The organism is Pseudomonas viridiflava (assembly GCF_003702045.1).
GTDB classification, from domain to species: Bacteria; Pseudomonadota; Gammaproteobacteria; order Pseudomonadales; family Pseudomonadaceae; genus Aquipseudomonas; species Aquipseudomonas viridiflava_C.
This window is the reverse complement of record NZ_RBTP01000015.1, coordinates 134,451-152,632: the sequence shown is the minus strand read 5'-3', so window position 1 is coordinate 152,632 and position 18,182 is coordinate 134,451. Positions and strand designations below refer to the sequence as shown.

At 57.4% G+C, this 18,182-nt stretch carries 16 protein-coding genes; 10 read left to right on the top strand and 6 right to left on the bottom strand.

Translation table 11 applies throughout. The annotated features are described in order from the left end of the window. The first annotated feature begins 24 nt into the window (after positions 1-24). Complete coding sequence (locus ALP40_RS07015) at positions 25-453, top strand: HPF/RaiA family ribosome-associated protein (protein ID WP_122207575.1); 429 nt, start codon at positions 25-27, stop codon at positions 451-453. 780 nt (positions 454-1,233) lie between these two features. After that, positions 1,234-1,566 carry a DUF3509 domain-containing protein gene (locus tag ALP40_RS07010; RefSeq protein ID WP_122207574.1) on the top strand — a complete coding sequence of 111 codons (333 nt, stop codon included), beginning with the start codon at positions 1,234-1,236 and terminating at the stop codon, positions 1,564-1,566. A 79-nt stretch (positions 1,567-1,645) separates the two neighbouring features. Here ALP40_RS07010 and ALP40_RS25515 read toward each other — a convergent pair whose 3' ends face one another. The 4 genes from ALP40_RS25515 to ALP40_RS06990 all read right to left on the bottom strand — a co-directional run bounded on the left by ALP40_RS25515 (position 1,646) and on the right by ALP40_RS06990 (position 4,543). Beyond that, entirely contained in the window at positions 1,646-2,326 is a 681-nt protein-coding gene (locus ALP40_RS25515) for an RNase A-like domain-containing protein (RefSeq protein ID WP_183136009.1), read from the bottom strand. Positions 2,327-2,819: 493 nt separating this feature from the next. Continuing rightward, positions 2,820-3,185 (bottom strand): hypothetical protein, encoded by a 366-nt coding sequence (locus ALP40_RS07000; RefSeq protein ID WP_122207573.1) that lies wholly within the window; start codon positions 3,183-3,185, stop codon positions 2,820-2,822. 10 nt (positions 3,186-3,195) lie between these two features. Continuing rightward, a complete protein-coding gene (locus ALP40_RS06995) occupies positions 3,196-4,038 on the bottom strand; it encodes an RNase A-like domain-containing protein (protein ID WP_122207572.1) in 843 nt (280 codons plus the stop codon). Positions 4,039-4,048: 10 nt separating this feature from the next. Next, the gene (locus ALP40_RS06990) at positions 4,049-4,543 is read right to left on the bottom strand and encodes a type VI secretion system tube protein Hcp (protein ID WP_122207571.1); all 495 of its coding nucleotides are present in this window, start codon (positions 4,541-4,543) and stop codon (positions 4,049-4,051) included. A gap of 408 nt (positions 4,544-4,951) precedes the next feature. Here ALP40_RS06990 and ALP40_RS06985 point away from each other — a divergent pair, with 408 nt between their 5' ends. Further along, positions 4,952-5,281: a YXWGXW repeat-containing protein gene (locus ALP40_RS06985; RefSeq protein WP_122207570.1), complete on the top strand. Its 330-nt coding sequence runs from the start codon at positions 4,952-4,954 to the stop codon at positions 5,279-5,281. A gap of 166 nt (positions 5,282-5,447) precedes the next feature. On the opposite strand, the gene ALP40_RS06980 is transcribed toward ALP40_RS06985, so the two are convergent. Continuing rightward, complete coding sequence (locus ALP40_RS06980) at positions 5,448-5,936, bottom strand: phosphate-starvation-inducible protein PsiE (protein ID WP_122207569.1); 489 nt, start codon at positions 5,934-5,936, stop codon at positions 5,448-5,450. Between the two features lie 373 nt (positions 5,937-6,309). Between ALP40_RS06980 and ALP40_RS06975 the strand changes: the two genes are divergently transcribed. The 6 genes from ALP40_RS06975 (at position 6,310) to ALP40_RS06950 (ending at position 15,909) form a co-directional block, all read left to right on the top strand. Further along, a complete protein-coding gene (locus tag ALP40_RS06975; RefSeq protein ID WP_122207568.1) occupies positions 6,310-6,579 on the top strand; it encodes a YebG family protein in 270 nt (89 codons plus the stop codon). 716 nt (positions 6,580-7,295) lie between these two features. Further along, the gene (gene wecB / locus ALP40_RS06970) at positions 7,296-8,534 is read left to right on the top strand and encodes a non-hydrolyzing UDP-N-acetylglucosamine 2-epimerase (protein ID WP_122207567.1); all 1,239 of its coding nucleotides are present in this window, start codon (positions 7,296-7,298) and stop codon (positions 8,532-8,534) included. A gap of 160 nt (positions 8,535-8,694) precedes the next feature. Then, complete coding sequence (locus ALP40_RS06965) at positions 8,695-10,908, top strand: cellulose biosynthesis cyclic di-GMP-binding regulatory protein BcsB (RefSeq protein WP_122207566.1); 2,214 nt, start codon at positions 8,695-8,697, stop codon at positions 10,906-10,908. 12 nt (positions 10,909-10,920) lie between these two features. Further along, positions 10,921-13,041 (top strand): glycosyl transferase family protein, encoded by a 2,121-nt coding sequence (locus ALP40_RS06960; RefSeq protein WP_122207565.1) that lies wholly within the window; start codon positions 10,921-10,923, stop codon positions 13,039-13,041. Beyond that, entirely contained in the window at positions 13,038-15,002 is a 1,965-nt protein-coding gene (locus ALP40_RS06955; protein WP_122207564.1) for an NfrA family protein, read from the top strand. The genes ALP40_RS06960 and ALP40_RS06955 overlap by 4 nt, the downstream gene beginning before the upstream one ends. 34 nt (positions 15,003-15,036) lie before the next feature. Next, on the top strand, positions 15,037-15,909 hold the full coding sequence (locus ALP40_RS06950; RefSeq protein ID WP_122207603.1) for a hypothetical protein: 873 nt from the start codon (positions 15,037-15,039) through the stop codon (positions 15,907-15,909). Positions 15,910-16,149: 240 nt separating this feature from the next. Here ALP40_RS06950 and ALP40_RS06945 read toward each other — a convergent pair whose 3' ends face one another. Beyond that, positions 16,150-17,169 carry a Glu/Leu/Phe/Val dehydrogenase dimerization domain-containing protein gene (locus ALP40_RS06945; RefSeq protein WP_122207563.1) on the bottom strand — a complete coding sequence of 340 codons (1,020 nt, stop codon included), beginning with the start codon at positions 17,167-17,169 and terminating at the stop codon, positions 16,150-16,152. Between the two features lie 160 nt (positions 17,170-17,329). On the opposite strand from ALP40_RS06945, the gene ALP40_RS06940 reads away from it, so the two are divergent. Continuing rightward, entirely contained in the window at positions 17,330-18,133 is an 804-nt protein-coding gene (locus ALP40_RS06940) for a SirB1 family protein (protein WP_122207562.1), read from the top strand. Positions 18,134-18,182: the final 49 nt, after the last annotated feature.

The following is an 18,182-nucleotide window of genomic DNA, read 5'->3' as shown; positions in this document are numbered from 1 at the left end:
AGCAAGCCCTAATAAGGATTAACTATGCAAATCCAGGTCAATAGCGATAATCACATCGAAAGCAGTATCCGACTGGAGGAGTGGGTTCGTACCACCGTTGAAAGCACGCTCGAACATTACGACGAATACCTGACTCGCGTTGAAGTCCATATCCGCGATGAAAACGGCGACAAGCCAGGCCCGCATGACATCAAATGCCAGATGGAAGCCCGGCCAAAAGGACACCAACCTATTTCTGTTTCCCACAAGGCCGATACGGTAGATCAGGCGGTGGATGGCGCGGCGGTAAAACTCGATCACGCCCTTGAGCATTTGTTTGGCAAGCTGCGCGGCAAACGCGGCGCGGCGCCGATCCTGACCGAGCAGGATGAAGATTCGGTGAGCCCGGACGCATTGCTCGAAGAGGAATTCCTGGAAAAAGAGCAGGAGAAAGAAGCCGCTCGTTTGGGTTGATTCCCACTCGCTGCATGAACAGGTTTCACGAATAGACAAGAAGGGCGAACCCGCAAGGGTTCGCCCTTTTTCGTGATACCCGGCTCGACTCAGTCAAAGGCGCTGAAAAAGGCTGCACCCTGCGACTGATCGGTGCGCACCACAAACGCTCGACGCACAGCTTTGTATCACCCGCAACACAGCTCGCCTTGCGCCAGCGCGACGTCTCGGTGCCGTCCATCGAATTTAACATCCAGTGACAAACCGATACCGAGGGCCATTCCAGCCTCTTACGCGAGCGAACACGGTCGCCGCTGATGCCTGCCTCCGAGCAGTGGACGATGACTCGCACGGCGGGCGCTCTACCCTCTTCCAGCCGCAGTCCAGAGCGGCCACTGCCGTACTTTTCGGAACACCTCCAAACGAGGTTTCCATCCCGTAAACGCGAATGCTTGTCCGAAAAAGAAAAGCGTCCGAATGTCTGACAATCCATCGAACCGGCTTTTAAAAATCGTCCTTCTGACAGCGCCGATCAGCACGTGAGACAGCCCTGAAGCCTTCAATCACGCGCTATTAATCATCGCCTTTGGGCAACCTGATAGTGCGCCAATCTCCCGCGAAATACGCTGCTGGCGGTTACAGATCCTGCCTGCCCGATCCGTCGACTCCCGAAAATGGCCCGAACCGTGCAATGCACTGATGGCGACACCCAAACCACGGCCAAGCCACTGATCGGCCGCTGAGAACCAAAAGGACTTACACCCGGTCAACTTATGCAGAACCATTGAGCAGGTAAATGATATGGACAATCCTTTTCAGATGATCACGGACACTTTCCATCCGGACTATCGGGTGAATCTGAGCATTCAAGGACTGGACGGCAGCATCATGCTGACGCTCTCCAACGAACGTGGCGTCGTCGCCAAGCGCCTGATCAGCGCCGCTCAACGTAACGACCCGGAACGCCTGCGGCGCCTAATAGAAAGCGTGCAGTTCGGCATCGCCATCGAGCGTGGCGACAGCGCAATCAAGGTCCTTGCCGCCATGACAGATGGCGCTGCCCTTCGACAGCCAAGCGCGCCTTCCAATGACGAGTGGCAGCGAAAGCGGCCGAATCTTGCGGCGGGGATCTGATGGGATGGCATCCTTGTGATGCCCTTCTGATTTGAGGCGTGCCAGCTGACTAACCGGGAACGCATCAGGTATACGACCATCATGACCGCCTGAAAAACCTGCGCCACCGGCGACTCTTTTCTTTGTCGAGCAGCTCAAGCACGTTGGTCAGGAAGCTATACAGGTCGCCTTCAAAGTACTCTTCAGGAAAAGAGGTATCCTGATCGAACGGTGGATCTGCATAGTCCAATCCTTGGGGTGTCATATAAGTGCTAATGTATTTCTTGATATCTTTACCAAGGAAATAAGAAGCAAGGAAATTTCGCTCATCCAGGTATGCACTGACTATTTCATCCAGCCTCATTGGCGTGTAATCTTCTTTTCCCTCATCGCTTAGAAATGCTCCCACCCCCGAACCGGCATCATAAAGAAAATCCGTCAATGCACTGTACTTCATCGCACCCACCCCGTAAGAAGGGAACGACGTTAAAATATAGTACGGCATATGATTATACTCAACAAACTGAATCACTACCCTGACGGTAGACATCTGCACAACATCGTCTTGTGCGTCATGATAGATGCCCCATCCAATGGAGCGATCGAGCGACGCTTCGAATTGCCTGTTTTTCACCCCCTTAAACCATTCCCTGAACTTTGAATACAACACTATCTTGGTATGATTGCGGTCAAGCAGTTGTCTGACCGCCCACTCCGCTGCTTCCAAATCGTGAAAAGTACTCACCATGCGAACGATACTGTCTTCGAGATTCTCTTCCATGACCTATATACTCTTATGGCTCAACGCTCTCTTCTGAACAGCTCAGACAAAACGTTCAAAATAATAATTTATGACCGCCAGTTTTTGCCGAGCAGCAGTGAGAAGATTCTGCGCCTATGCGTTCTGACGCTCTCGTCAAGAAGAGCAGACACTGTTGTTACCGTCGAAATAATCCTCGACAAAAGACGTGTCTTGACCAAAGGGTGGATCTGCATACTCCAAGCCTACGAATGCCATATGGCTACGAATACAGCATTCGATTTCCCGCTTAAAATAAGTGCAATGCATTGTGCTTGAAACCCCTCACCCGCATATTCCCTCAATACTTCAGACAGCAACATCGGTCGGAAAACTTCATGTTCTTCGTCACGAAGAAGCTCACCCACCCTGTCACCCCAAAAAACATAAAGCTGGAAATGTACGGATACCTCACCTCCACACGACGGCTAGACCACTGAAAGTTACACGGGAGCCGTATCGACGCAAGCTGACATTATCGTCCAGTCAGCCTCGACAAGACTTTACGTCTCCAGTCCTCCATTTCCCTATCTAGCAAACACATAACTTTCTTCAGAAACTCATGTAGATCCTCTTCAAAATAATCTTCAACGAAAGACGTATCCTGATTAAAGGGAGGATCTACATACTCAAGCCCTTGTGGGGTCATATGATTACTTATGTAACTTTTTATCTGCCTTTTGAGGAAAAAGGCGTTCAGCATATTACGCTCAGCAACATACTCCTTAACAATCGCGTCCAACCCAAGGGGTCTGAATACCAACTTTTCTTCATCATGTAAAAACTCGCCAACCCCATCACCGACATCGAATAGAAAATCCAGCATTAATCCATAAGCCATTTTCGACACCTTAAATTGACGGAAAAGCGCTTACTATAAAATAAGGCATATGATTATACTCAGCAAATTTTATGACAATCGTGATTTTAGCCATACGGATAGGCTTATCAGGATTAGCCCCTGTTATACCCCAGCCCACCGGCTTTTCTAAAACCGTAGAAAACTCATATCGCTTATCCTTAAGCAGAAGCCTAGCCTTTGATTGCAGTAAAATCTTGAGGCGATTTCTTCTAAGCGCTTGACTCACTGCCCACTCAGCCGTTTCAAGATCGTAAAACGTAGACGACACATTGACCTTCTTTGAGGCGAATCGTGATACCAAGTACTCAATCGTTTTACCCACATGTTTAAAAATCGTATGGCCACCGCCTGATTTTTTAGGCGCATGCAACGGCTTCTCACTCGTCACCACCGTCATTCGGCCTGCATGCACCGAAGACACTCTAAACGCGTTATACATCGAAGCCGTCGACAACGGCACCGCAAACTCGGTCGCCAGACCAATGACCTGCCCGGTTGCGTGTGACGCGCCAAGCGATTGCGCAACCGATGCGCCAGCCTTGAACGAAAACGAATCCGTTTCCCTGCCCGTCACCAGCTGTGTCATGCCTGCCGAGAGCTGATCAGACGCATGCACGCCCATCGCCACGCAACCCAGCTTGCTGATCATCGTAGGTTCGGGGACAGCGCACAGCACACCGGAACCTGCCAATTCGACAATGCCGCCGACCAGTCGAAAGCTGCCGAATATTCGATTGGACATTATCTCGGCTGGCGATAACGACTCCTGGGTCAGAATGGCTGCCATTTGCGCGAAGCTCAACGCTACACGGAACTCTCCGTCGTCTTGCATGAGAGCGCCCTTATGCGAATGGCTTATTGGCGATTCGGTCCCAGCCTCCGGAGACTATTCCCGAGCTGCCACCGTCTGCTCGCCGCTGCTGGGAATATTCGAACTTGATCCGGCCATAGTTCAGCGTGATGACTTCCACTGGAAAACCGCCCTGCTCGGCGCCCTGTCCGCTCACGGTCGCGATCAGCACTTCTTCGAGCACGATGTCCATGTATTTGAATTTCTCGGCACCTGCCCGATGAATGCGCACAGTGACCGTTTTCAAATGCGACCCGCGACAGCAGAGTTCGAAAAGTTTGGGCGTGGCTCGATCAACATATTTGCTGATCTGGAAGTCACCCAGGCTGACGCCGCCAGCCGATGCGCCACCGCTTGAACTCGCGGTCTGGCTGATCGACTGAATGGCGTCGTAATGGTAGGACAACAACTCAACCCATCCTTTGTGGTCAGCGTCCAACGATTCACCCTCGACCCCGTCCACCTTCATGAATGCATCAAATGACATATCGGCTCCCTGCCTTTTGGATAATTGAGGGCCGAAGCCTACTGGACACATCCTCACGGTGAACAGAGGGTGTTCGCGGCCTGCCTCACGGTTTTAGGGTGCGACTGCGGCAGAATAATCAGGAGGGGGAGAGAACGCCTCACGGCACTAAACACGGCCAGAGGATGACCGGACTACAGCAAAAAACACCAGAAACAGGCATCGCCGATCAACGTTTCATCGGCATCTGGAGCAAAGGTCGTGGGACATAGGCCACACGCTTGGTTTCTTTTCGCCTTGGGCGTCCTACAGCAGGTTCAGCCAAAGTACAGACTCAGACTGTTACAAATATCCTGCGCACTGACATTCAAGCAGCTCTGGCACTGGCCACGGCTGCACCTCACCTGCGGAGCATTCCGAGGAGGCAATATGTTCTTACGTTACGGGATATTGATTGCGACACTGGTAGTGGCATCGGGCTGCGTTGAAGAGCGAATCGTTCATGAAAGACGACCGCCGCCCCATGAATATGTTGAAGTCATCGCACCTCAACCACCGCCCGAACGGGTGATCGAGGTGGAGCCTGCGCCTCGTTCAGGCTATGTCTGGTCGCGTGGCTACTGGCACTGGAGCGACGGGCGTTATGTGCCGGTTCACGGCCATTGGGTAGCGGAACGGCCTGGCTATCGCTACGTGCATCCGCATTGGGAAAGCGCGGGTGATGGCTGGCACTGGCATGCCGGGATGTGGGTCAACTGATCACTGGCAGATCTGACTCTGAACGCCACACCTATCGGAACAGGGTCGTGCCAACGCTATGCGTTGGCATGCCGCCCGGAAGGCTCCGCGTCACACTTGAGAGCGGAAGCGGAGCGTCCTGGACGGCGTTATCACGCAGAAGCGTGGGGACGATCATTTTCGAATTTCAGATTTCGCCCTTCTCCTCCGTCACCGCGCCTTTCACAGAACTGGATGAGTCGGGAATCTTGGCTGACGGGTATTTGTACGACGCATAGCGTACGACCAGAATCGCAAACGCCAGCAGCAGAATGCCGCCGCACAGGTAGATGATGCCGATATCCGGCGGATTGTGGTGGGACACGTCCGAGATGAGCAGTCGGGTCAAGGCCGTGATCGCCACGTAGATCAAAAAGCGCACCGGCATGTGGTTGGTCTTGAAATAAATCCCCGTCATCGCCCCCAGTTCGAGATAGATGAACAGCAGCAGAATGTCATCGACCGTGACATTGCCCTTCTCAACCATCCCCAGAAATGCAACCACCGACGCCCATGCCGTGATGGCACCGATGGCGAACAGCGCCAGGAAGTGAAAGCTCTCCACGCACAGATTGCCCAGTGATTCGGCCTGTGTATGCACGCGGTGGCGCATTTTTGCTGCCCATTTGTTTCCCATGACGCTTTACCTCTGAACCTTCATTGATCACGATCCGGACTGGATCGAATGATGCTGTGTGCGTGTGACGCGGTGTGCGACATGCCTTTTAAAGCAGGAACAGGGCCATAGGCTATGGTTGAGAGCGCGACCGGTTGTCGCAAGGCACATGCGTGATGCAAAAGAGATGCTTAAACGCCACTAATCAGGTGGGGGTTGATTGGCTCACGCAGAACACTGTATAAAGATACAGTAATAATTGATTTCACACCCAAGGCAGGTGAAGAGGCGACTGGTACGCCAGCCATGCAGGATCACTGTCTGTTGCACCCCTGGTCAAAGCGTGAAGCACCCGGGTTAGCCCTTCCACACTGGATATGACGACGAGGCCAAAATGGCTGTTGAAACCCTTTACCGCAGTACCCGCGATCTGGAGACTACTTTCGTGGACCGTAAACTCGCCGATGCGCACGATCAAATGCTTGAGCTGGCAGAGCTGCTCACGGACGTTCTGGTCAAGAACGTACCGGGTCTTTCCGAGAAGCATGCAGAAGACGCGAGCATCTACATGGCGAAAAATCGTGCCGTGTTTGCAGCAGCGTTCAAGAACAACGCGACCGCGCTCAACGAGTTGTCCGAGCCGGCTGCTGAAGCGGATAGCTGATTCAGCCAGGGTTTCTGTGCAGGGCCTTTGACATCACAGCCGCGCGGCTTCCTCACCTGAAGAGGCCGCAGCTGACTTCCATCGATTCGACACTGTATGAGGCACAACTCCCTGTTCATGCTTTCCCTGTAGCGCGCACTGTTTGGCGACGACTCACTGAACAACCAGCCCATTATACGCCTTTGCACAACAGCGATATTTATCCACTTCCCGCCGTTAATAACACCGCCATATTAATAACGTCATTTTTATAGTGAGCTTAATTTCGCACTGTCATTAATCAGGCGTCAGGAATTTGATACCTCTCGATTTTCATATGTAACGCTTTTTTGAAACTGTTGAAATGCTGAATGACGGCCTACTCTAGAAAGTTCAATCGCGTTTATCAGAGGCGCCGCCCACCCCCGTGTTCATTGACCGAAACGCACACCCCACCTCGAATAACTCTTCAATGACCGCCGTTAAAAAACAAAGTTCCAACCGATACTCATCTTGGAAAATAGTTATAAAAAAATTTGGCTTTGCTAATATCATCTGCTAATAATCGTCGGCGAATCCGGGTATCAAGGCATACTGCTACATCACATTGAAGTGAACATCGAGCCAACCACTCCGATCCAGTCCGCCCGAAAAATCATATAACTCGCTGGTTACTTGAGCTGCTCGCAGCCCAGGTCAACTGCTGTGCGACGCCTATAACGGGCGGGAGAAAATCAATGGCAACTCAGCACGCCAGAATGAAAATTCTGTCTATTTTTGGCACCCGTCCGGAGGCCATCAAAATGGCCCCTCTGGTCAGAGCCCTTGCTGCGGAACCGGGCATCGATTCCAGAATCTGCATCACCGGGCAGCACCAGAGCATGCTGCAACAAGTACTCGACATGTTCGAATTGAAGGCCGACTACAGCCTCGATGTGATGCGCCCTCAACAGACGCTCAACTCTCTGACAGCCGCGCTGTACGCCGCCATCGATCCGATTCTGGACGAGATGAAGCCCGACAAAGTGCTGGTCCACGGCGACACCACGTCGGCGATGGTCGCGGCCATGTCGGCGTTCCACCGCCAGATCCCGATCGGTCACGTGGAAGCGGGTTTACGCACCGGCGATATCCGTCAGCCTTGGCCTGAGGAGATGAACCGCCGGTGCATTGATCTGATTTCCGATCATCTGTTCACGCCGACCGCCGAGTCTCGCCGCAACGTGCTGGGCGAGCGTCTTCAAGGCGTGTCCTTCGTGACTGGCAACACCGTGATCGACGCCCTGCAACTGACCGCACAACGAATCGACTCCAATCGCCAGTTGCGCCATGCGCTTGATCGACAATTTTCGTTTCTGGTCCCTGAACGCAAGGTCTTGCTGGTCACCGGTCATCGTCGCGAAAACTTCGGCGACGGTTTCCTGAATATCTGCAAAGCCCTGGGAGCCTTGGCGCTGCGTGACGATATTCAGATCGTCTATCCCGTGCATCTGAATCCCAACGTATTAGGGCCGGTCACCGAACACCTTGGCGGTCTGTCCAATGTTCACCTGATCAAGCCGCTGGACTATCTGTCGTTCGTGCGCCTGATGCAACGCGCTCATGTGATCCTCACCGATTCGGGCGGGGTGCAGGAAGAAGCGCCGTCGCTCGGCAAGCCTGTGCTGGTGATGCGCGACGTCACCGAGCGCCCGGAAGCGGTCGCGGCCGGCACAGTGCGCCTCGTGGGAACCGAACCGCACGCCATTATCCAGGGGGTGAGCGCACTGTTCGACGATGACCTGCTCTGGCAGGGCGCATCACGCGCCGCAAACCCTTACGGCGATGGCAAAGCAAGTGCGCGAATCGTTGATGTGCTGATGGGCCGTCCGATCACCGAGTTTGTCGTGGAACTGCCGCGTCGGCGTCCAGAGCACATCGAAAGGCCGCCAGAGGCCCGCTTTGAACCTGAGCCTATGCGTGCGATGGCGCGCTGATTCAGGCGCACTCGCTACCAGACGTACACCTTCACTCGCAGTGAACACCCTGCAAACACGTCAGGGCATCCGGTGCAGACCGGGTGCCCGGAAAAACCGTTGCCGCAGCGCCGCCCTGCACCAAGCCCCAATGGCCACGAGCCTTTAAGAGATCTGCCTGATGAAATCTTCCGTTACCGTGAACACGGGCGCGTTGAACGCCCTTGCCTGCGGGATGAGCCTGCTGGCTCTGATGCCCACCTTTGCGCTGGCTGCTGAAAGCCCGCTGACTCAGGCCATCAATCGCATCACCACCGATGCTCGTCAGGAGCGCGTGGTTGAACTGCGAGAACTGGGCATCGACCGGCCAATCATTCTCAACGCCACTGACGCACGTCGAGAGTTGTACCTGCCGGTACCAGCCAACGTCGCCCTCACTGACGCGACGCTGAACTTCGACGCCAGTTACCTGAACGGCGAGGCGGGCCGCAATACCTTGCTGTTGTCGCTGGATGGCTATCCGGTTCGGGCGCTGGGCCTCAATGAAGAACAAGGCAATGCCAATGCCACGCTGGGCGTGGACAAAGGGGCGCGGGAAACCGGCTCGGTGCGGTTGGGGATTGCGTGGTCGTCGGTGATTTCCAAGACCCTCTGCGAAGACCAGCGTGCCATCGGCAACGTGCTGCGCATTGATCCGCATACCCGTCTGACTTACAGCTACGACGCCAGCCAGTTGCAGGATGTTGGCTCGGCATGGAATGCATTGCCCGGCAAACCCGGTCTGTTGGTCGCACCCGGTACACTGTCCAGCGGCAGTTACGACGCGGCCTGGCGTCTGGGTGTCGCGCTTGAACGTATCGGCAAACACGCACGGATCCTGCCCTTCCCGGCCCTACAGGACAGCATCGATCTGAGTGGTCTGCGCGTGCCTGCCGAGCTGAAGCAGATCCCGGCCTTTGCCAGCCTGGACGGTCAAAGCCAATACACCCTGAAGAATCAGGCTGAAATCGGCGCGTTGCTGATGCTGGGTCAGACGCCCGCATTGCAGGCCGACCTGGCTGTCAGCGATCCGCAATTGCTCAAAGCCATCGACGACGCGTTGAATGCCTTGCAGGAGCAGATTCAGGGGCTCGACGCTTCCGCAGCCACCGCGCTGAGCCAATGGCGCGAGCGTGGCAGTAAAACCTTCGCAGCCAATACCGCTGATGACGTCAGCCTGGCGTTGCTGGGCAATCGTGCCCTGCTGCTGATCAAGCCTGCCTCCACCGAAAAAGCCATCGGTCTGTTCAGCTCAGCCTGGAACAAGCTGGCGCGCACTCGCCAGTTGTCCATCGGCGAAGAAGCCGCCATGCCGCTCAGTGAAGACGGGCGCGTAGCGTTGACGCGTCTCGGTGGCAAACCCGGTACGGTAGACGTACTGGCCAAGACCGACTGGAGCGCATCGTTTCCGCTGGGCAGCGTGGCGTACGACGGTCGTGTCCCGGTCAGCGCACTGATCGATATGGCCGCAGCACCTGGCGCCTCGGGTACGCCGCCGGTCGCGACGTTGTTTCTCAACGACTACCTGATCGGCGCCATGCAACTGAACGCCGACGGTCGCAAGGAACGTATCGAAGCGCGCATTCCGCACTATGCGTTGGCTGCACAGAACACACTGCGGGTGTCCTTCCAGCGCCAGCCGGTCAGCAATAATTGCCTGGAAACACCGCAGGCCTTCCCGATATCGATTCTGCCGACCAGCCATGTGGTGATCGACAAGGTGACGCCTGGCGACGATTTCTCCGGCATGGCGGCGCGTTTCGCAGCCAGCACCGAGGTCATGGTGCCGAAAACCTGGCTCGATCATCCGGCCGTCAGCCTGCCGCAAGTCATCCGCGTCGCCAGCGCTTCGGGCGTCTCGCCGCTGCGTGCGCAGCTCAGCGTCAGCGACGACGTCAGCGTTGCAGTGGCACCAGACAAAGCATTCCTGGCCTTCGAGCTGCCGATCAAAGACGGTAATGAAGCGGTCAAGGTCGGCAGTGACGGCCATCTGCTGATCAACCATAAAGAGCAGACGCTGCTGGACCTCAAGACGCTCAATCACCTGGCGTCTTTGCAAGTGGTCGAAGCAGGCGGTCAGCACGGCCTGGTTTACCGCACGTTGGGTGGCCAGGCGCCAAGCTTCGCGCACCCGCTTCTGCTGGAGCGCGGTAACGCCACGGTGCTGGCTGACATTGGTTCGCTGGTGACCTTCGATACTCAGGATCCGACCGGCAGCCAGATGATCGAGGACAACGAGCCGACCGGGCTGGACGCCTGGCGCAAGCCGTCGCTGCTGTGGCTGATCCCTGGCACTGTCGTGGTGTTTCTACTGCTGTTGCTGGCTGGCCGTCGCGCCCGTCGCAATCGCTCGTAACGGGACGCTCCAATGACGTCGCTTTATTGGCCCTACTGGCTGGCCCATTACTACACAATGCTGGAAGTCGCGACCATTGTCGTCGGCCTGATCATTCTGGTGTCGAGCATCGATGACCTGATCATCGACGTCTGGTACTGGGCCAGACGGCTGTACCGCAAGTTCACCGCCGAACGCCGCTACCGGCCACTGACTGCCGAGCAGTTGATGGCACGCGACGAGCAACCGCTGGCGATCATGGTTCCGGCGTGGCTGGAATACGATGTCATTGCGCCGATGATCGAGAACATGGTGTCGACACTCGACTACCAGAACTACGTGGTATTCGTCGGCACGTACATCAACGACCAGCGCACCATCGACGAGGTGGAGCGCATGCGGCGTCGCTACAAGCAGTTGCACCGCGTGGAGGTGCCGCATGACGGCCCTACCTGCAAGGCCGACTGCCTGAACTGGGTGATCCAGGCGATCTTTCTCTACGAGAAGACCCATGCCGTGCAGTTTGCCGGGACCATCCTGCATGACAGCGAAGACGTGCTGCACCCGCTGGAATTGCGCCTGTTCAACTACCTGCTGCCGCGCAAGGACATGATTCAGTTACCGGTCGTTTCATTGGAGCGCAACTGGTACGAATGGGTGGCAGGCACCTACATGGACGAGTTCGCCGAGTGGCACGGCAAGGATCTGGTGGTGCGCGAAAGCATGACTGACACCGTCCCGTCCGCAGGCGTGGGCACCTGTTTCTCACGCCGCGCCTTGATGGTGCTGGCCGATGAAAACCAGAACCAGCCGTTCAACACCGAGAGCCTGACCGAGGACTACGACGTCGGCGCGCGGTTGGCGAAATATGGCATGCAGGCGATTTTCGTGCGCTTTCCGGTGCAGTTTCGTGTGTTGCGCAAATCCTGGTTTCGCAAGCCATATGAATCGACGCTGGAAATGCCGTTGTGTGTCCGCGAATTTTTTCCTGACACGTTCCGCACGGCGTTTCGCCAGAAAGCACGCTGGACGCTGGGCATCGGCCTGCAAGGCTGGGAACAGATGGGCTGGAGCGGCTCGCTGGCTAACCGTTACCTGCTGTTTCGCGACCGTAAGGGCGTGGTGACCTCGTTCGTCAGCATCATTGCCTACATCATCCTGTTGCAATTGGTCGCGCTAATCATGTTGCGTGCCAGCGGGTTGTGGAACACCAGTTTCCCCACGCCGTTCGAAACCAATGGCGCCATCAAATACCTGCTGGTGGCCAACGGCATCGCGTTGCTCTGGCGCATGGTCCACCGCTTCTATTTCACGACGGTTCTGTACGGCTGGCAGCACGGTCTGTTGTCGCTGCCACGCATGGTGGTCGGCAATTTCGTCAACTTCATGGCTGCGGCACGGGCCTGGCGGATGTTTCTGGTCGGCAAGCTGCTCAATCGCAAACTGGCCTGGGACAAGACCATGCATGACTTCCCGTCCACCGACCTGGTCGCCATCGCGCCGCGCCGACTGGGCAGCGTGTTGCTGTCGTGGCAGGCGATCAATGACGAGAAACTGCAAACCGCGCTGGCCGAACAGCAGACCCGCAAACTGCCGCTGGGCAGAATTCTGTTGAGCCACGGCTGGCTCGACGATGAAACCCTGGCCGAAGCCATCGCGTTTCAAAGCGACTTGCCACGGGTATTCGACATCGCCAGCAAACGCGCTCACGACTCGGCACTCGCCGATGAGTTCTGTCTGCGCTGGCGTGCCGTGCCGCTGATGGCCACCATTCAGGGGCGACCCGAAATCGCCGTTGCCAGCCCGCTCCCAGAAGACGGACTGAGGCAGATCACCGAACAGCTGGGCACGGAGCCGGTGCAGCTGATCGCCCGTGAAAGCGAGATCGTCGCGCAACTGCGCCTGCTGCAAGCCGTCGGCGGCCAACCGTTGCCTGCCGCCACGCCATTACTGGGCGACCTGCTGATCGAGCAAGGATTGCTGGACCGCGACGTGTTCAGCAAGGCCATGCTTGGCTACAAACCGCACATCCACGGCCGGATCGGCGATTACCTGGTCGACATCGGCGTGCTGCCTCGCGAAACCATCGAACAGGCCGTATCACGTCAGCACGACCTTTACCGAACTGACGCACTCCCGGAGCAGCCGCTATGAAGCGCCCGTTGATGCTGTCGCTGATCACGACCGGCCTGAGCCTGTGTTCGACGTTCAGTCAGGCCGAAATCCTGCCGCTGCCGCTGACCGGTCCTGCTTATGCCGTCGCCAATGAAGCGTATGCCGCCTACAACCGCAAAGAATACGACCTGGCCATCGCCAAGGCGCGAGAGGCCTTGCGTCAACGTGAGGATGCCGATCAGTTGCGCAAGCTGATCGCCTTGGCCGAGCGCGACAAGGCGCGACGCGATCACCCGCAACGCTACTCTGCCGCCCGGCCAAAGCCCGGCTACCTGGAAGGCAATCTCGCCCTGCGCGCCTACGCCAACCGCGACTATGCGGGTTCGGCGCAGTATGCCCGCAAGGCCATCAGCCAAGCGCCCCAGAACCTTGATTACCGCATGATGTTGATCGAAGCGTTGCAACGTCAGCAGCGTCTCCAAGAAGCTCAAGCAGCCATTGATGACGCTGTTCAGGCTGTCGGACCACAGGCTGCACTGACCCGACGTCGGCAGACGATTGAGGAGCAGCTTGCGGCTAATATGGCTGCTCGAGGCTATGCCGCTTTGGCCCGAGGCGACAACGAAACAGCCGTCAGCGAAGCTCGCGATGCCGTGCGCCGCTTTCCACAGCAAATGGCTTATCGAAAACTGCTGGTCAGCGCATTGATTGCCCAACGGCAATATGGCGAAGCCCGTTCTGCGGCAACCGAAGCGCTGGCGCTCAATGGCAATGACGCAACCCTGCTCGTTCAGCGTGGACAGATGCGCCAGCGCCTGGGCGACAGCTCCGGAGCGCGTCAGGATTTTGCCCAGGCGATGGCGGTTGGAAATCTGCCTCTGCGCGAACAGGCTTCGCTCTATGCCGCGATGGGACAACCCAACGAGGCCATGCAGCGCATGCAACAGGCCCGCGATTCGGGGCAGTTGCAACCGGGTGACGAAGTACAGCTTGCCTACCTGCTCAGCCAGGCTGGCGATGATCGCGGTGCGCTGAATGAATTCAAGCGTGTGGACCGACAGGTCGGGCTTACACCCAAAGAAGTTCAGGATGCCGCCTACAGCGCCATGCGCACTTCGGATGACGTGCAGGCCATTGCCTATTTCCGACGCGTGCTGGATTACCAGCAGACCGGCGACCTGCGCATGCCTGATCAACAGGTGTTCGACACCCGTCGAGCCGTATCCGACCTGTCCCGCGAATGGGGTGTGACCAACACCACCACTTATCGCGGTGCCAGCACGTCAAGTGGCCTGAATGGCGCGCCGAGCAGCAACAGTGACAGCGTGCAGAACAGCACGGAGGTGTTCTGGCGTCCGTTCGGCTATCGCAATGCGCGCTTTGTCGAACTCTACGGCAGGGTGACCGACACCTTGTGGAGCAAGGAAAGCAGCGCAGACACCGGCGCAGATGCCTTGCAAGGCGCGCTCGGGGTGCGGGTCAAACCGTTCAGTAGCGTCAACGTGATCGGCGCGCTGGAGCGTACCTTTCCGCTGGGCAGTTCCAATATCGACGGCGACTGGCTGGTGCGGCTGGGCTACGGCTCCAGCATCGGCACCGACCTGCGGGTGGATGTACCGAGCTGGTGGACGTCGCAGTTGTACATGGAAGGCGGCCGTTATTTGCAGGACAAGCGCAATTACTTCAACAGTGAATGGCAGGTCGGCCGCAGTTTTCGCATAGACAGCATCAGCCCCAGGCTGGTGGTGTTCCCGCATGTGGTCGCCGCCGTGGACTACGACTCGAAGATGCGCAGCGAAGTCGATGCACTGGGTCGCAATCGCACCTCGTCCGATAACGCGGGCGGCCTGGGGGTCGGTACAGGCGTGCGCTACTGGTTCCGTGAGGACACGTATAAGGCGCCGCAGTCGTATGTCGATTTCTCGGTGCAGTACCGGGAAAAAGTGTTCGGCGATGACCGGGCGGAAGGTGTTTTTGCGCGCATGACATTCTCATGGTGAGCGCACTGGCGGAAAGTGGATGGGGGGACAATGCTTGAAGGGTCTGAAGTCGCTGCTACAAGGACGGCCCTTGATCAAGACCTCGTTGGTGGCGCTGCTGATCGGTGCGCTGGGCATCGTGACGGGCGAACTCGGCCAACTGTTTCCATCCAAGGCCTCGAACATTGTGGGCATCGTCTGGCAGCCGGACAACGCAACGGTGGACATCGACGGTGACTGGGACAGGCTCGGCGCACGGGAGCTGCTGGTGCAATGGACGGCGGTGGATAACCAGGCGTTCATTCCCGGCACAGATCTGCCCTCGGTGCCCGTGCTTCCGGACTGGGCACGCATCGGCAAAGAGCCTTGGGCACAGGATGTGATTCTCGGGCTGGCCGGGCACTTCAGCGAAAATCAGTCGCGCGACAACATCGAGCAACTGGCAGCGCTCTCGGCGCAACTGGCCAAGGTCAAGACCCCGCTGAACGTGACTGGCTGGTACTTTCCCGCCGAGGTCGACCCCAGCTGGAGCCGCGCCAAAGAGCTGCCCGCGCTGCTGGCAAAACTGCCAAGACCGCTGTGGATCAGCGTCTACGACGGCGCCAACATCGGCCCTGCCGCCACTGCCGACTGGCTGAAAACCTGGCTGCCGGATGACATCGGCGTGTTCTTTCAGGACGGCGTGGGGGTGTACGCCCGCACCGCGCCGGTCGCCCGTACCTATGCCGATGCCCTGCGCACACGGCTGGGCAAGAACCGCGTGCGAATCATCGTCGAAGCGTTTCGCCCGCAGGTCGGCGGTGGTTTTCGCTCAGCAACGGCTGCGGAATTGAAGCCGCAGTTGGCAGCGTATGACGGCTACCCGCTCTACCTGTTCGATGGCCCGCACTACGTGACACCCGCACTGGTCAAGGCGCTGCAGAAATAACTGCCCAGCCTCGTAGCACCTGCAGACACAGAACCGTGGGAGCGGACTTGTCCGCGATCTGCCGGGCACCGGCAGCATGCCGTGTATCAGGTGCAATGGCGGGCCGCTGCGCAGCTCATCGCTGCCGTCGTAACCTCCGAAAGCTCCCACGCCCTGCGGGCAGAAGTGGATTTCAGCGTTTCTTCAGAAGTTGGGAGTTGCTGCGAAACTGACCCAGCAAGGCGGCTCATTCATTGACCATCATGTCTTCAACAACCGCTCCGCCAACGCATCGGCGACGCGCGCCGGTGAACGTTTTTCCGCCTGCGAGTGGGCAAACACTTCGGTCAATCGCATCCCGATTCGGGAGAGGTGGCGTTCAAGGGTGTCTGGAGCCTCGCCTTGATGTTTGAGCGCAACATAGATGAGCCCGCCCGAGTTGATGACGTAATCCGGTGCATAAAGAATGCCCCGGGCCTCCAATTGGTCGGCCACTTGAAGACTGGTCAACTGATTGTTTGCCGCCCCCGCGACAGCTGCACACCGTAACTGCGCCACGCTCTTGCAGTTCAGCACTTGGCCCAGGCCACAGGGCGCAAGAATGTCGCACGGCGTACTCAACAGCGCTTCGCACGCAATGGGGTGTGCGTCGAACTGCGCCATTGCTGACTGCACCTTGTCGCTGTCCAGATCGCTGACCAGCAGCTCGGCGCCTGCACCGTGCAGCAGCTCAGCCAGGGGATACCCCACATGGCCCAGCCCCTGAATCGCAATACGCAGGCCTTCGAGGTTGTCACTGCCCAATCGCGCCATCGCCGTGGCACGAATGCCGGTGAACATGCCCTTGGCAGTGCTGATGGAAGGGTCACCTCCTTCACTGGTGCTGGTGACGTGCCGGGTACTGCACGCGACGCAATCCATGTCGAGGCTGGAGGTGCCGCTGTCGACGGCGGTGATGTAGCGCCCTTGAAGACTGTCGACAAAACGCCCGAACGACTCGAACAGTGCCGCACGGCTCATTTGTTGTGCAGATCGCATAATGACCGCCTTGCCACCACCGAACGGCAAACCGGCAAGTGCAGATTTGTAACTCATGCTTCTTGCCAATTGAATGGCATCTTCAACCGCACTCTCTTCGTCCGGATAGGTCAGGTAGCGACACCCTCCCAGCGCTGGCCCCAACCGGCTGTTGTGGATAGCGATAACGGCTTTCAATCCTGTATCTGGATCGCAGACCAGATGCAGCGCTTCGGCATGCGACTGCTGCATGAGAGCGAACATGGACAGTGCTCCCTCTTCTTATGTCTGGCGAGTATAGGCGCTGCCCCGCAAAAACAATCGACCGCTCAGGCAGATACAAGCAGGGCTGGACGAAATACGTCGGCAGGGCTACAAGGAATCAGAAGTACCTGCTTTTTTATCTGTTCGAACGGAGGGGTCAATGACTCCACGTCAGCATTGCCTGGACTGCGTACAACGCACGCGGCCCTCAGTTTTCGACGCTGCGCTGTGGGTGTCGGCAGAACATGACGCCCATTTTCCGCGCAACGAAATCATGGCGGACCTTGATCGGTTGCAGCATCAGGTCGATGCCGCGTTACCGGTGGTGCCCGCCCCGGAACTTGCACAACTGCTGTTGCGACAGCTCAACGCGCTGGGCTTTCAGCAGGATGACTGGAATCCGCCAAAGCCGGACTCGGCGTTGCTGCATGCAGTCATGCAGCGCCGTCGGGGACAGCCACTGGGCCTGGCGATGATTGCGATGGAAGTCGCCGGACGGCTGGGCATCGCGCTGGAAGGGATCAATTTTCCGGGTCACTTTCTGCTGCGCGTGCCTGGCGCCGACCATTTGCTTGATCCCTGTGGCGGACGCAGGCTGTACCCCAAGGATTGTCGGGAACTGCTGGTGCGTCAGTTCGGACCGACCATGCAATTGCACGCCGCGCACATGACGCGAGCAACGCCTGTCAACATGTTGCAACGCCTGTCACGCAACCTGAGGCACCTGCACACGCTCAATGACGACGTAATGGCCGCATTGAAAGATGCCGACCGAATTGTGGAACTCGGTCAGGCGACCAGCAGCGATCACATGGCGCGCGCCAGCCTTTATCAGTCACTGGAATGCCCTCAGGCCGAACGCTTCGACCTGCAACACGCATTGATGCTCAGTGAAGACCCGATACAGCGACTCAAGCTCACTCAACGCCTGAGCGAACTGCCCTCCCATCGCAGCGTGCATTGAGTGATCGGCAGCGAGGGTTGGTATTGTTACCAACCTGGTAACGCTGCAT

Bases quoted from the DNA above. Each gene is read 5' to 3' on its own strand.
- ALP40_RS07015 (WP_122207575.1), top strand. From the start codon at position 25: ATGCAAATCCAGGTCAATAGCGATAATCACATCGAAAGCAGTATCCGA.
- ALP40_RS07010 (WP_122207574.1), top strand. From the start codon at position 1,234: ATGGACAATCCTTTTCAGATGATCACGGACACTTTCCATCCGGACTAT.
- ALP40_RS25515 (WP_183136009.1), bottom strand. From the start codon at position 2,326: ATGGAAGAGAATCTCGAAGACAGTATCGTTCGCATGGTGAGTACTTTT.
- ALP40_RS07000 (WP_122207573.1), bottom strand. From the start codon at position 3,185: ATGGCTTATGGATTAATGCTGGATTTTCTATTCGATGTCGGTGATGGG.
- ALP40_RS06995 (WP_122207572.1), bottom strand. From the start codon at position 4,038: ATGCAAGACGACGGAGAGTTCCGTGTAGCGTTGAGCTTCGCGCAAATG.
- ALP40_RS06990 (WP_122207571.1), bottom strand. From the start codon at position 4,543: ATGTCATTTGATGCATTCATGAAGGTGGACGGGGTCGAGGGTGAATCG.
- ALP40_RS06985 (WP_122207570.1), top strand. From the start codon at position 4,952: ATGTTCTTACGTTACGGGATATTGATTGCGACACTGGTAGTGGCATCG.
- ALP40_RS06980 (WP_122207569.1), bottom strand. From the start codon at position 5,936: ATGGGAAACAAATGGGCAGCAAAAATGCGCCACCGCGTGCATACACAG.
- ALP40_RS06975 (WP_122207568.1), top strand. From the start codon at position 6,310: ATGGCTGTTGAAACCCTTTACCGCAGTACCCGCGATCTGGAGACTACT.
- wecB (WP_122207567.1), top strand. From the start codon at position 7,296: ATGGCAACTCAGCACGCCAGAATGAAAATTCTGTCTATTTTTGGCACC.
- ALP40_RS06965 (WP_122207566.1), top strand. From the start codon at position 8,695: ATGAAATCTTCCGTTACCGTGAACACGGGCGCGTTGAACGCCCTTGCC.
- ALP40_RS06960 (WP_122207565.1), top strand. From the start codon at position 10,921: ATGACGTCGCTTTATTGGCCCTACTGGCTGGCCCATTACTACACAATG.
- ALP40_RS06955 (WP_122207564.1), top strand. From the start codon at position 13,038: ATGAAGCGCCCGTTGATGCTGTCGCTGATCACGACCGGCCTGAGCCTG.
- ALP40_RS06945 (WP_122207563.1), bottom strand. From the start codon at position 17,169: ATGTTCGCTCTCATGCAGCAGTCGCATGCCGAAGCGCTGCATCTGGTC.
- ALP40_RS06940 (WP_122207562.1), top strand. From the start codon at position 17,330: ATGACTCCACGTCAGCATTGCCTGGACTGCGTACAACGCACGCGGCCC.